The sequence below is a fragment of the Afipia sp. DC4300-2b1 genome, from assembly GCF_049895725.1.
GTDB lineage: Bacteria > Pseudomonadota > Alphaproteobacteria > Rhizobiales > Xanthobacteraceae > Afipia > Afipia broomeae.
The window spans coordinates 436,605-449,117 of the sequence record NZ_JAFCSX010000002.1 but is presented as its reverse complement, the minus strand read 5'-3'; the positions used below and the strand labels follow the sequence as shown (position 1 = coordinate 449,117).

Genomic DNA, 12,513 nt, shown 5'->3' with positions numbered 1-12,513 from the left:
TAGTCGAAGAAGAGGTCGCAAGCGCCGTGCCAACAGCATTTATGCTGCAATATCAATGCACTAAAAGAAATGCCCCGGCCAAAAGACCGGGGCACAATTGCCTAGCGGGCAAGAATTGCCGCGCGAAATCAGGACGATGAGCCGTCCGCGGGTTTGAAGGTCAGCGCCAGCCCGTTCATGCAGTAGCGCAGGCCGGTCGGCTTCGGGCCGTCGTCGAACACATGGCCGAGATGGCCGCCGCACCGCCGGCACAGGGTTTCGGTCCGCACCATCATGTAGCTGCGATCGGACTTCTCGAGAATGGCGTTGGGGAGCGCCTGATAGAAGCTCGGCCACCCGGTGCCGCTGTCAAACTTGGTCTCGGAGGCAAACAGCGGCAGGTCGCAGCCGGCGCAGGTGAAGGTTCCCTTGCGTTTCTCCTTGTTCAGCGGGCTGGTGAACGGGCGCTCGGTGCCGGCTTCGCGCAGCACATTATATTGGGCGGGGGTCAGCTGCTTGCGCCATTCCTCCGGCGTCTTCTCGACCTCGAATTTCTCGGCGGATTTTTCACCCGCGCTGGCACTGCCCAGACCAAGCCAGCGGAATGCCGAAAATGCGGCGAGACTCATCGCGGATGCGAGCAGGATACGGCGGTCGATCATCGTCAAAGCTCCGTGCAAGTCGGGAAACAGGCTGTCCATCACGATCTACGGTCCATTTCGCGAAAAGTTACAGCAACACTCCAGCCGCAGGCTCACTTTCCCGCGAGGCCGGAACAGCCTCAGCCCTCATGTTCCAATAACCCCGCCGGCAGAGTGTTATTTCAAACGGGCGGTCTGCGCCCTGGCCGCCGCAATCCGCGCCTCCCGGGCGCGTTCCCGCATCTGTTCGCGGCCGCGGGCGCGCTCGCGGTAGCGCGACAACGCGCTGGCCGCATTTGAATAGCCGCGCGACCAGATGTTGAACACCTGCCCCGCCGCACGCCCGGCCGAGCCGCCGGCCCAGACCAGCTCGAACGGCGAAAACAGCCGCCAGCGATCATCGCCGTGCAGAATGCTGCGCGCGAGAAGCTGACCGCCCATCGCCGTCGTGTTCAATCCCTGGCGGCCGAAGCCGCTCAGCACCCAAAGACCCAGTTGCAGTTCGCCGATCTGCGGCATGCCGTGCACGGTCTGTCCGAACATCCCGCTCCAGGCCTCGGCAATCCCGACCTGCTTGAGCTTCGGGAAAAACGCGGAGATGCGATTCTGGATGCGCTTGGCATAACGCTGCGGATCGCCCTGCCATGTCGTTTCCGGGCTCGACCACAACAGCCGGTCGCCCTCGACAATGCGGAAGTGATCGATGTCATGGGTATCGGTGACCGACCCCTGAAAGGTGATCGCATCGGCAAGCCGCTCGCCGAGCGGCTCGGTCAGCACCGCGTATCGCCATGTCGGCAGCAGCGTTGCCGTGAGACGCCGGCCCGGCGCGCCAAGATGCGCATTGCCCGCGAGCACAACATGGGTGCAACGCAGTTTCGCGGACGGCGTGAAGACGCGCTTGCGGATGCCCGCCGGATCGAGACCGATCACGGGCGTGTCCTCGAAAATCCGCACGCCCGCCTCTTCCGCCAGCGCCGCAAGACCATGGACATATCGCCGCCCGTCGATCTGAAACGCCTTCGGAAAATGAATCGCATGAAAGTAGCGATCGGTTTTCAGCGTCTCGCGAACGCGGTCGATCTGCCAGCCTTCGATCTCGGTGCCGAAATCTTCTCCGAGCGTCTGCAACCGGCTGATGAGTTCATCGCCGGCATCGACTGTGGAAACTTCGAGCGCGCCTTCCGTCAATGTCACGCCGGGCATGGCGTTGCCGGTCACGGTGGCGCGTACATAGTCGGCGCCTTCCTGCGCCAGCGACCACAGTTCGCGCGCGTTATCAAAGCCGACACGGTCGATCAAATCGGACACAGCGATGCCGTAGCCCGGCATGACGGTGCCGAGATTATGGCCCGACGCATTCCACCCGATCTCACGGCCTTCAAGGAGCGCGACGCTTGCGCCCATTCGCGCCGCTTCCCGCGCCATGGTCAGACCGGCGAGCCCTCCCCCGATCACGCAGATGTCGACATCCAGGTCGAACGTCAGCCGCGGGCGGCCCGGCAGATCCGCCGACGAATTCACCGAAGGGTTATCCATGGTCGCTGTTCCAAGATCGCCTGTCGCAAGCTGTATTTTCTGGGTGTAACGGTGTCCCGTCCGTCACAATATCGGACGTAAGCTTGTACACTATTCCGGGCCGTGCCCTAGTGGTTCACCACCGAAGTTCGCATCATTTGCCACGCCCACCGAAACGAGATCGCGATATGCGCCGTCTGATCCTGCTGCGCCACGCCAAGACCGAGCGGGACGCCCCTTCCGGCAGGGATCAGGATCGCCGTCTCGACGAGCGCGGCCGGCATGACGGCGCGGAGATGGGGCGATGGCTTGCCCTGCACGACTATCGGCCGGACCTCGTGCTGGTATCGACCGCAACGCGCACCCAGGAAAGCTGGGAGTTGCTTCGCGCAGCGATGCCATCTGTGCGGGTAAAACATTTGCCGGCATTGTACGGCGCCGATCCATCCGAACTGCTGCGGATCATTCACGGTGTCGCGGATGCAGATCCGCAATGTCTTCTGATTCTCGCGCACAACCCGGGACTGCATGAACTGGCGCTCGGCCTTATCGCCAGCGGCGATCCCGCCGGGCGTCAGGCGCTGGCGAGCAACCTGCCGACGGCGGGCGTCACTGTGATCGATTTCAAGATCGACGACTGGGAGAAGGTCGGCTTTCGCACCGGACGGCTCGAGCGCTTCGCAAGCCCGAAGCTGCTGCGCGAAGGATCTGAGGGGGCGTAACGCACTCAGGCGAGGCGGCCTTGCATCTTGCCGCCAACGAATCCATCGTGATCATTCCAACGCGCGCGACCGGAGAGACCGATGTTTCAATCCATCCTCGTCCCCATCGACCTTGCCGATACCGATCTCGCAAAACCGGCCATCGAGACGGCGGCGTCCTTGTCGAAATCCTCCAGCGGACTGGTGCGGCTGGTCAACGTGATGCCGATCACGCCGGTGATGCTTGCGGAGTATGTCCCGCCCGATTTCGAGATTCAGCAGCGCCAGTCATCCGAGGAAGCGCTGGCTATCGTGGCGCGCGAATCCGGAATCGACAGCAAGCGCATTTCGGTCACCGTGCGGCAGGGCGGCATCTATCATGAGGTGCTTGAGGAAGCCGCCGACATCGGCGCGGACCTGATTGTCATGACATCGCACCGGCCCTCGATGCAGAGTTATTTTCTCGGCTCGAACGCAGGGCACGTCGTGCGTTATGCAAAATGCTCAGTGCTCGTGGTGCGGCATTAGGGCGCCTAACCAACCACGAAACGATTTTCACATTCGGCTGACTTCTCTCCAGCTTCATCCTGGACTATGGTCCACCCGCCGCCAGAGGGTGATCCCCATCATCGGGCGGTAAGGTTTGGCCGGGCCGGCCAACGACGCCCGGCCGAGCTGACCCCTGTTACGGCAGGACATCCTTCGGCAGAGCATCGAACGTGTAGGTGCGCGGCTTGTTACGCCGCAGGAAGCCGCCAATCTGCCAGCCGAACAGCGCAGCAAACCCGATCAGGAACAGCGCGCCGGCAAACTCACCCGTGATCAGCGCACGGATCAGCAATCCAAGCATTGAGACACCGACAAGTCCAAGCACGACAAGCCCCGCCGTGTAGATCGCCGGGTTAATTCCGACCACCAGCACGGCTTTGCTGCCCATCGCGGCAAGGCGGCGATGCAATTCCACGATGAACGCGCGGTAGCCGTTGTCCTGCGGCGACATCAGCGCGACGGTGTGCCACGTCGTTGAGTAAAGCGTCACGCGTTCGCCGCGCGTGTCCTCGATGTCGGCACGGAATCGCCGCGACTGCATCGACACCGGACGATACGACAGACGAATCGCCGCTATCTTCTCCAGCGGCCAGACACCGTGCTTTCCTCTCACCTGCCAGGACAGTCCCTCGCCGGTGAGGTCGAATTGCGACGCGCCCCCGACCAGTGATGGCTTGAAGACATATTGCGTGCCGTCGCCAGCCACCTCCAGGCCTTTCACTCCGGCGCGCGGCGTGGCACCGAACAATTGCGAGAGCATGAAAATCCTTCAATCGGCTGCAATCGGGGGCCGGTCACCTTGCGGGACCACCGGCCGCTATTCTACAAGTCATAGCAGCCTGCCGTGCCCGGACGAAACACCCTGATGGCCAAGCCTGCCTATTTCTCGCAAACTATCGTTCTTGCCGCATCGATCCTGTTCGGCGTGCTGCTTGCGCTCGGCATCCACATCATCATCCAGCGCTTCAATCTCAATCTCGGAGACCTGTGGCGCACCGACGTGCCCGAGCTGATGCCCGCGCGTGCCGCGCTGGCCTGGTGGCTGATCGCCGCGGTGGCGTTTCTGGCAGGCTTCATTTCCGCGTCGCTGATGCAGAGCGCAGTATCCGGTCAGATCTCGCTTCGGCTGCGGCAGTTTCTGGTCGTGGTCGGCGTTATCATGCTGGCGGCCGCGGGTCAGGCCGCGGCAGCACCGAGCGCGATCCCGACACTGGCCGGTGTGCTCGCAGGTCTCGCCGCCCTCGGGCTTGGCGCCATAATGGCTTTCTGCGGCGCGAAGTTCGCAATGCGCCGGGCCTGATCCCTTGGCGTGAAAGGCCGCCCCGAGCTTGCGCCGGCGCGGCTTTTTGCCTCATTCAGCCTCACGTTGAATCGTAGCCGTGGCTGACTTGACGCCTTCTGGTTGATCCCCCTTTCGGCCAGTTGCGTCAGCTTCCGGTCGGCTGCCTTTTCCTCGTCGACAATCCTTTACAACACGGCTGCTCTGCCTGAGCGCATAGATTCCATCAAGAAGACGCGGATGTTCCTGAAGATCATGGCAACCGGTGAAAAGGATTGGCCTCTCTCACCCTTTGCAACAGCATCTTCGTTTCCCATATCCGGCTAATCGATGAATCGCGGCATCCGGCCGGATATGAAGCAAAGATGACAGCCCGGCCGGCCCCGGTTTCTTAGCAATAACGGCACCTTGCGCCGCACAACGACCTATTTTCCAAGCATGGGATTTCGCGTATGAGTACCGCCGCAGCCGCTTGCTCACTGTCGCCTCAATCGGCTTCTATAGGTTACGCGCCCTGCCGGGAGGACGAATGCAACAGGTGTTGAGCACGCTAGGGCGTGTTTTCAGGGAACGAATCGGCTGGAAACGGCTCGGGATCGTTGCCAGCTTAATTATCGTGACCATTGCGATCATGCATCTGTTCCGCACCCTCAAGGGCGTGGATACGGCGATCGTTTTGACTGCGCTTGCCGAAAAATCGCAAGGCCAGATCGCGCTCGCCGCAGTGTGCGTGCTGTGCGCGTTCTTCACCCTGACGTTCTATGATCTTTTCGCGTTGCGCACGATCGGCAAGATGCACGTTCCCTATCGCATCGCCGCGCTGTCGAGCTTCACCAGCTATACGATCGGCCACAACATCGGCGCCACCGTGTTCACCGGCGGCGCGATCCGTTTCCGCATCTATTCGGACTGGGGGCTGACCGCGATCGATGTCGCGAAAATCTGTTTCATTTCCGGCCTGACATTCTGGCTCGGAAACACCTTCGTGCTCGGCATCGGAATGATCTGGCACCCGGCCGCCGCATCATCGATCGATCTGCTGCCCGAAAGCATCAACCAGTTGATCGGCGTCGGCCTGCTCACAGGCATCGGCATCTATCTGACATGGATCGCCACCGGCAAGGGCCGCCGCAAGCTCGGCAAGGACGGCTGGAAGGTTCATCTGCCGTCAGCGCCGCTCACGGCGCTGCAAATCCTGATCGGCGTGGTCGATCTCGGATTCTGCGCGTTCGCGATGTATCTCCTCGCGCCGTCGAGTCCCGACCTCGATTTCGTGACGCTCTCCGTCGTGTTCATTCTCGCCACCCTGCTCGGCTTTGCCAGTCACGCGCCCGGCAGTCTCGGCGTGTTCGATGCGGCGATGCTGGTCGGCCTGCCGATGCTCGGCAAGGAGGAATTGCTGGCGTCGCTGCTGGTGTTCCGCATCCTCTACTTCCTGATCCCGTTCGCCACGTCGATCACGATCCTCGGCATCCGGGAATTGTGGCTCAGCGTCATCCTGCCGTGGCAACAGAGCCGAAAACTTCAGCCCGCGCCCGCCGTCGCGCAATCGTCACCTCCACAGTCGAAGCCGAAGCAGGCCGCGGAGTAATCCTGCGCACAAAGATGTGGCTTGTGGGGTCCCGAAACGTATCTTAGGTTTCAGCCCCGCCCCACATTTTGGCCTTATCCGTCGGCTTCAAACCCTCATGCTCAAGTCGCGCGTAATCCGCTTATCGCTCCTGATCGCGGCGCTCGGCGGCGCGATGGCAAGTGCTGCTGCGGCGCAGACGCCGCTCGTGCCGCCTTCCGTCGCACAGACCGTTCCGCAGTTCACGACGACGATGCAGATTTCGTGGGAAGTCCGCAACCGCTTCCGCCTGTTTCGCGAGGAGCGCGATTTCCAGCTTCATATCGCTTCGCTCAGCGGCCGCTCCATTCTTGAATCTGAACAGGCACTGGCAATGCAGAGCGACGGCCGTGGCTGGGCGCGCAACATACTGGGACGCCTGTGCATTGACGCAACGGGCCGTGTCAGCGAGCCCTGCACGCGCGACGGCGTGAAGGAAAGCTATCTCACGCCCACCGATCATCCGGTGACGATCCGTCTTACCGGCGCGGTGCCGGTCGGCGCGACCTGCGCATGGACCTTCGAGGACGGCGATCCGCCGCGGCAGTCGACGCTCGATTGCGCCGAGCCGATCAACCTGCGCGTCCGCTACGGCCGCCCGACGCCCGTCACCGTCGACGTCTCAAGCGGGTCCGAGGCACCGCAACGGGTCACGACACAGATCGCAGTGCGCGACATTTTCATTGCAGGCCTCGGCGACTCGATCGCATCGGGCGAAGGCAATCCGGATCGTGCAGTGACGCTCAGCGACGATGGCTTCTGTTTCCGTTCCTATCTCGGCGGGCCTGCCGGAATGTACTTCCGCCCCGGCCGCGCGGGCTTCAAGGGCGCGCGTGCCTGCGATACCTCCGACGGCACCAGCCTGCAGAACTGGCAGCGCGCCGGCGCGCAATGGATGAATCCGGCGTGCCACCGTTCGCTCTACAGCTACCAGGCCCGCATGGCGATCGCGCTGGCCGCGCAGAATCCGCAGATCGCGGTAACTTACTTGCCGCTGGCCTGCACCGGCGCGACGATCGATGAGGGCATGTTCGGCGCGCAGCGCGCCCGCGAATGCGTGGTCGGGAAGAACAGCCTGACCTGTCAGGGCACTGTGAATGCGCAGATCGCCGAATTGCGCGAGGCGCTGACCGCGGTAACGAAGCGCCAGCCGGATCGGGAACTTGATCTCATTCTGCTCTCGATCGGCGCCAACGATGTCGACTTCTCGGGACTTGTCGCCGACGTCATTGTCGAACGGCAGACCGAACGCGCATTGTCACGGCGCACCGGCGTCCTCAGTTCGGTCGACGAGGCACGCTCCACCCTGCAACGCGAACTGCCGCAGGATTTCAACAAACTGCGGCAGGCGCTGAAACCTTTCGTCGGCGGCGACCTCTCGCGCGTGATCTACACATCCTACGCGAACCCGTCGCTGCTGAATGGCGCGCCCTGCCCCGGCGGACGCGCCGGCTTCGACATTCATCCCGCATTCAACGCCGACCCGCAGCGCCTCGCCGAGGTCACCGAATTCGTGCAGAGCGAGTTTCTGCCTTCGCTCAAGAAGCTGGCGACATGCAGCGGCGGCGTGCTGTGCGGCAATCCCGCGCGCGACCGCATGACCTTCGTCGATCAGCATCAGGCCGCCTTCGCCAGTCACGGGTTCTGCGCGCGCGCCGAAACCGATCCGCCGTTCGACCGTGAATGTTTCTCCGCAAAGGGCGAAAGCTTCGTCGCGGACATCGTCGATGCCGCGAACAATCCGCTGGTCTGCGGCGCGGGCGCCAGTGACTTCCGTCCGTACTCGCCGCGCGCGCGCTGGATCCGCGATGCCAATGACAGCTACTTCACGGCGATGACCTATCCGCAGGCACAGAAAGCGCCGACCAACCAGCCGGGCGACATTCATGACGCGACGTGGGGCGTGCTCTCCGCCGTCTATGGCGGCGCAATCCATCCGACCGCCGAAGGTCATGCCGCAATGGCGGACGCGGCACTTCCCGCCGCAATGAGCGTGCTGGGGCTTGGTCTGTCAGAAGCACCAGTGGTCAGCGAACCGCTCTCGCCGGCGACGCCTACAAGACAATAATCAGCCTGACTATCGGAAAAACCGTCATTCCGGGGCGCGCCCTTCGCGTGAACCCGGAATCCAAGGTTGCGACAAAGAATGGATTCCGGGCCTGCGCCAAGAGGCGCATCCCGGAATGACAGGTTGAAAAATTCGAACGCTTCAATTCACGCCGAGCTTTTTCTGCAGGCTCGACGACGACGTGGTGTACTGGAACACGACACGCTTGTCCGGGAAGACGTAGCGGCTCGCTTTCTGCGCCATCAGCGCGCCTTCATGAAAGCCCGAGAGAATGAGCTTCAGCTTGCCGGGATAGGTGTTGATGTCGCCGATGGCGAAGATGCCGGGCACGTTGGTCTCGAACGCCTCGGTATCCACCGGCACCAGATTGTTCTCGAGCTTGACGCCCCAGTTCGCGACCGGACCGAGTTTCATGGTCAGCCCGAAGAACGGCAGCATGGTGTTGCAGTCGATCTTGAAGGTCTCGTTGTCAGTGCCCTTCACCATCGCGCCGGCCAGCATACCGTTCTCGCCTTCGAGCGCGGTCACCTGCCCGAGCTTCAGATCCATCTTGCCCGCGGCAACGAGCTTGCGCATCTGATCGACGCTGTGCGGCGCCGCGCGGAAGTCGTCACGGCGATGCAGCAGCGTCACGCGCCTGGCGATCGGCTGAAGGTTCAGCACCCAGTCGAGCGCGCTGTCGCCGCCGCCGACGATCAGCAGATCCTTGCCGCGGAACTGCTCCATCTTGCGCACGGCATAGAACACCGAGGTGCCCTCATAGGCCTCGATGCCGGGCACCGGCGGACGCTTCGGCTGGAACGAGCCGCCGCCTGCCGAGATCACCACGACCTTGGTCTCGAACACCTGACCCGCATCCGTCGTCACGCGGAACAGCGGGTCGCCGATCTTCTCGATGGTCTCGACCATCTCGTTGAGATGGAAGGTCGGATTGAACGGCTTGATCTGTTCCATGAGGGCATCGGTGAGGCCCTGCCCTGTGACCATCGGAATCGCCGGAATGTCATAGATCGGCTTCTCCGGATAAAGCTCGGCGCACTGTCCGCCCAGCTTGTCGAGAATATCGACCAGATGCACTTTCATATCGAGCAGGCCGAGTTCGAACACTGCGAACAGCCCGCAGGGGCCGGCGCCGATAATCAGGACATCAGTTTTGATCGTGTCGGTCATGCTCGTTCCGGTCTGTCATGGGAGAAAGATCGAGGTGCGGGCACGCAAGGCGCCGCTTTTAAGGGCATTGTCTAGCCAAGACGGCCCCTCTGGGGAAGGGATTTTCGGGCTGGCGGGCATGCTCCACCGGCTTGTGACGACCGGCTTTTTTCAGGTAAGGGTGCATAAATCCGGAGACTTATTCGTTGAACGCGCCGATCCGCCCACAGTCCAGTTTCAAGCTGGAAGACTACCCGTTCCGCCTGGCCGATAACGTCCGCTACGGCGATCTCGATCCCAACAAGCATGTCAACAACGGGGTCTATTCAACCTATTTCGAGACGGCGCGCGTCACGCTGCTGCGCAGCGGCGACCGCGGACTGATGCCGAAGGGGCTGAGCTGGATGCTGGTGCATCTCGCCATCGATTTCCGCGCCGAAATGCACTGGCCTGGAAGCTTCGAGCTGGGGATCGGCGTCTCGAAGCTCGGGCGGACCTCCGCGACCTTCGCGCAGGTGGTGTTCGCGGGCGACGTCTGCACCGCCTCGGCGGAAGCGGTCACGGTTCTGGTGGATGCCACGACCCGCAAACCGACCCCGCTGACGCCCGAGATCATCGAGCGATTTCAGCCCTGGCTGCTGCGCGCATAGCGACAAGCTGCCCCGCAATTGCTGTTGCCGCCATGGCCGTTCGCCTCTAAATCTCTGAGGCGAATTTGCGATAACCGGGCCAGTCGTCCGTCATGCTCAGCTTCAACACCGACGATCTCCGTCCTCAGGACCGGTTTGACTATTGGTGCGAAGTACGTGCCCGCAATCTGTTCGGCGTGACGATCTCGCTGAACCCGCATGAGCGGCAGAATTTCAGGGGACGGTTTACGGCCGTTCCCGCGGGCGGGGCAATGATCAGCGAGATGCAGGCCTCATCCTACTGGGTGTCGCGCACCGCCGCCGATGTTGCCCGCGCGCCCGGCGACAGTCTCTGCATCTATCAGCAGCTCGGCGGCGCGAGCTGGTTCAACAGCAAAGGCGGCGGCGAGTTCGTGGTGGCGGCGAACGATATCGCCATCAGCCACACCGACCTGCCCTATCTGACCCGGCCGGCAACCGCGCACGGCTTCGATCTGCGCGTTCTGAAAATTCCATTCACCGGCCGGGAGGATCTCGTCCGCGCGGCGCGAGGTCTGTCGCCGGCGCTGCTGAGCGACAATCCGCGCTTGAAAACCGTCATATCCGCTTCGCTGGCAGCACTGGCCGCGGACTGTGCCAGGAATCCCGACAACGATTTCGATCTCGCCGTCGATCACCTCGCGCAGCTCGCACTGCTGGCCCAGGGGCGTGTACGGCACGGCTCGCCGGAGAGCCGCGCCGCGCTGCGGTCCGGTTTTCTGCACGCCGCCCGCGATGTCCTCGCGCGCAACATGCATCGCCCCAACCTGACACCGGCGGCGGTCGCTGCCGAACTCGGAATCTCGCCGCGGAAACTGCATCTGCTGTTTGAACCGACGGGCATGTCCTGCGCACGCACGCTGACGGCGATGCGTGCCGCGGAAGCGCTGCGGCTGCTCAGAAATGCACCGATGCAGCCCGTTGCGGAGATCGCGCAGGCGTCCGGGTTCGACAGCTCCGCCACGTTCTACCGCGTGTTCCGCAATGTCTACGGCGTCACGCCAGGCGATGCGCGGACCGCAGCCGTCCTCGACTGATCGTCTGCGATGCTGAGTTTCTCCACCGACGACATTCGTCCGCAGGATCGCTTCGACCACTGGTGCGAAGTGCGCGGCAAGAGTCTGTTCGGCGTCACCATCGAACTGGAGCGTGAAAAACGCGCCAGCTTCCACGGCCGGTTCTCCGCGACACCGATTGGAAACGCCGTGCTGGCGGAGATGACAGCGTCGTCCTATCGCGTCAGCCGCACACCGGCCGACATCGCGCGCGTCTCGAGCGACAGTCTGAGCATCGGATTGCAGATCCGCGGGCCGGGCTGGATGAAGACCAAGGGAGACCGCGTGCATCTGGTGCGCGAAGGCGACGTCACGATCAACCACTCGAACATGATGTTCGCGGGAACGCCGGAACGATCGGACGGCTTCGATTTCCGCACCTTGAAAATCCCGCTCACGAACGATCTCGCGCTCGGCGCGCGAACCCACGATCTCTTTCCTGAACCGCTGATGCAGGGCGCCCGCCTGACCCGGCTGATCAAGGCAACGCTGAGCGCACTGGAGCACGATCCGTTTCAGGCATCGGGCGAGATCGAATCCATCGCCCGGCTTGCCTTGATCGCACGAGGCCGCCTTGCGCAAGGCTCACCCGAAGGCCGCGCCGCGCTGCGTGCCGGATTTCTTCACGCGGCGCGCGAGATCATGATCCGCGATCTGCACCGCCCGGATCTGACATCGGCGACGGTCGCCGCCGAACTCGTGATCTCGCTGCGGCAGGTGCATGTGCTGTTCGAGCCGACGGGATTGTCCTTCGCGCGGACGCTGACAGCGATGCGCCTCAAGGAAGCACGCCGGCTGCTCGGCCTCACACCGGCGCGGCAGGTCGCGGACATCGCCTATGCCTGCGGCTTCGACAGCATCGCGACATTCTACCGCGTGTTCCGCAGCGCCTACGGCATGACGCCGGGCGACGCTCGAATGATGTCTCTTAACGCGTGAACCCTGTGGCACCCGGACCACAGGCCTGAAGAGACTCTCTTTTTGAGCCTTGGGGCCGGGCGTTTGCACGCAATGAGAAGACGGCTTTTTCCCGATTTGTTAGGCCAAGGCCGGTTGGGGAGCCGTCAATGGCTGAGGCTGGACGCCTCGGTCACGGCTTCGCTCACGCCCGGTCAGGTGGTCACTTACGTCTCCGCCTCGGCGTCAGTCAGACGTTCTGAGATCACACGGACGGCGCACGTAGCGCGAAAAAGTTTGGCGTTTGCGCGGAGTGAGAAGACGGCCTGTGGCCATCTTGATAAAACATGTCCGTTGGAGAGCGTATCGGCGAGGCTTGACGTCACCTTTCATGACGTAA

At 62.8% G+C, this 12,513-nt stretch carries 12 protein-coding genes; 8 read left to right on the top strand and 4 right to left on the bottom strand.

Annotated features, from left to right (window positions below; all coding sequences use genetic code 11):
• Positions 1-128 precede the first annotated feature (128 nt).
• A complete protein-coding gene (gene msrB, locus ACP7AL_RS08750) occupies positions 129-641 on the bottom strand; it encodes a peptide-methionine (R)-S-oxide reductase MsrB (protein WP_006021450.1) in 513 nt (170 codons plus the stop codon).
• Positions 642-797: 156 nt separating this feature from the next.
• Positions 798-2,159: an NAD(P)/FAD-dependent oxidoreductase gene (locus ACP7AL_RS08745; RefSeq protein ID WP_006021451.1), complete on the bottom strand. Its 1,362-nt coding sequence runs from the start codon at positions 2,157-2,159 to the stop codon at positions 798-800.
• A 167-nt stretch (positions 2,160-2,326) separates the two neighbouring features.
• Here ACP7AL_RS08745 and ACP7AL_RS08740 point away from each other — a divergent pair, with 167 nt between their 5' ends.
• Both ACP7AL_RS08740 and ACP7AL_RS08735 read left to right on the top strand, forming a co-directional pair.
• Positions 2,327-2,860, top strand: a complete 534-nt coding sequence (locus ACP7AL_RS08740; protein WP_425990711.1) for a SixA phosphatase family protein — start codon at positions 2,327-2,329, stop codon at positions 2,858-2,860.
• Positions 2,861-2,941: 81 nt separating this feature from the next.
• Positions 2,942-3,367, top strand: coding sequence for a universal stress protein (locus tag ACP7AL_RS08735; protein ID WP_425990709.1), 426 nt, complete (start codon positions 2,942-2,944; stop codon positions 3,365-3,367).
• A gap of 157 nt (positions 3,368-3,524) precedes the next feature.
• On the opposite strand, the gene ACP7AL_RS08730 is transcribed toward ACP7AL_RS08735, so the two are convergent.
• The gene (locus ACP7AL_RS08730; protein ID WP_425990707.1) at positions 3,525-4,148 is read right to left on the bottom strand and encodes a hypothetical protein; all 624 of its coding nucleotides are present in this window, start codon (positions 4,146-4,148) and stop codon (positions 3,525-3,527) included.
• Positions 4,149-4,253: 105 nt separating this feature from the next.
• On the opposite strand from ACP7AL_RS08730, the gene ACP7AL_RS08725 reads away from it, so the two are divergent.
• The 3 genes from ACP7AL_RS08725 (at position 4,254) to ACP7AL_RS08715 (ending at position 8,344) form a co-directional block, all read left to right on the top strand.
• On the top strand, positions 4,254-4,688 hold the full coding sequence (locus tag ACP7AL_RS08725) for a hypothetical protein (RefSeq protein WP_425990705.1): 435 nt from the start codon (positions 4,254-4,256) through the stop codon (positions 4,686-4,688).
• A gap of 508 nt (positions 4,689-5,196) precedes the next feature.
• Positions 5,197-6,258, top strand: a complete 1,062-nt coding sequence (locus tag ACP7AL_RS08720; RefSeq protein WP_425990703.1) for a lysylphosphatidylglycerol synthase transmembrane domain-containing protein — start codon at positions 5,197-5,199, stop codon at positions 6,256-6,258.
• Between the two features lie 97 nt (positions 6,259-6,355).
• Entirely contained in the window at positions 6,356-8,344 is a 1,989-nt protein-coding gene (locus tag ACP7AL_RS08715; RefSeq protein ID WP_425990701.1) for a hypothetical protein, read from the top strand.
• A 141-nt stretch (positions 8,345-8,485) separates the two neighbouring features.
• Here ACP7AL_RS08715 and ACP7AL_RS08710 read toward each other — a convergent pair whose 3' ends face one another.
• Positions 8,486-9,514 carry an NAD(P)/FAD-dependent oxidoreductase gene (locus ACP7AL_RS08710; RefSeq protein ID WP_425990699.1) on the bottom strand — a complete coding sequence of 343 codons (1,029 nt, stop codon included), beginning with the start codon at positions 9,512-9,514 and terminating at the stop codon, positions 8,486-8,488.
• Positions 9,515-9,699: 185 nt separating this feature from the next.
• On the opposite strand from ACP7AL_RS08710, the gene ACP7AL_RS08705 reads away from it, so the two are divergent.
• The 3 genes from ACP7AL_RS08705 to ACP7AL_RS08695 all read left to right on the top strand — a co-directional run bounded on the left by ACP7AL_RS08705 (position 9,700) and on the right by ACP7AL_RS08695 (position 12,155).
• Positions 9,700-10,143 (top strand): acyl-CoA thioesterase, encoded by a 444-nt coding sequence (locus ACP7AL_RS08705; RefSeq protein ID WP_425990697.1) that lies wholly within the window; start codon positions 9,700-9,702, stop codon positions 10,141-10,143.
• A 92-nt stretch (positions 10,144-10,235) separates the two neighbouring features.
• The gene (locus ACP7AL_RS08700) at positions 10,236-11,198 is read left to right on the top strand and encodes a helix-turn-helix transcriptional regulator (protein ID WP_425990695.1); all 963 of its coding nucleotides are present in this window, start codon (positions 10,236-10,238) and stop codon (positions 11,196-11,198) included.
• A gap of 9 nt (positions 11,199-11,207) precedes the next feature.
• Positions 11,208-12,155, top strand: a complete 948-nt coding sequence (locus tag ACP7AL_RS08695; RefSeq protein ID WP_425990693.1) for an AraC family transcriptional regulator — start codon at positions 11,208-11,210, stop codon at positions 12,153-12,155.
• Positions 12,156-12,513: the final 358 nt, after the last annotated feature.

Excerpts from the sequence above, each read along its gene's own strand:
- ACP7AL_RS08745 (WP_006021451.1), bottom strand. The coding sequence starts at position 2,159 with ATGGATAACCCTTCGGTGAATTCGTCGGCGGATCTGCCGGGCCGCCCG.
- ACP7AL_RS08710 (WP_425990699.1), bottom strand. The coding sequence starts at position 9,514 with ATGACCGACACGATCAAAACTGATGTCCTGATTATCGGCGCCGGCCCC.
- msrB (WP_006021450.1), bottom strand. The coding sequence starts at position 641 with ATGATCGACCGCCGTATCCTGCTCGCATCCGCGATGAGTCTCGCCGCA.
- ACP7AL_RS08700 (WP_425990695.1), top strand. The coding sequence starts at position 10,236 with ATGCTCAGCTTCAACACCGACGATCTCCGTCCTCAGGACCGGTTTGAC.
- ACP7AL_RS08730 (WP_425990707.1), bottom strand. The coding sequence starts at position 4,148 with ATGCTCTCGCAATTGTTCGGTGCCACGCCGCGCGCCGGAGTGAAAGGC.
- ACP7AL_RS08735 (WP_425990709.1), top strand. The coding sequence starts at position 2,942 with ATGTTTCAATCCATCCTCGTCCCCATCGACCTTGCCGATACCGATCTC.
- ACP7AL_RS08695 (WP_425990693.1), top strand. The coding sequence starts at position 11,208 with ATGCTGAGTTTCTCCACCGACGACATTCGTCCGCAGGATCGCTTCGAC.
- ACP7AL_RS08720 (WP_425990703.1), top strand. The coding sequence starts at position 5,197 with ATGCAACAGGTGTTGAGCACGCTAGGGCGTGTTTTCAGGGAACGAATC.
- ACP7AL_RS08725 (WP_425990705.1), top strand. The coding sequence starts at position 4,254 with ATGGCCAAGCCTGCCTATTTCTCGCAAACTATCGTTCTTGCCGCATCG.
- ACP7AL_RS08715 (WP_425990701.1), top strand. The coding sequence starts at position 6,356 with ATGCTCAAGTCGCGCGTAATCCGCTTATCGCTCCTGATCGCGGCGCTC.
- ACP7AL_RS08740 (WP_425990711.1), top strand. The coding sequence starts at position 2,327 with ATGCGCCGTCTGATCCTGCTGCGCCACGCCAAGACCGAGCGGGACGCC.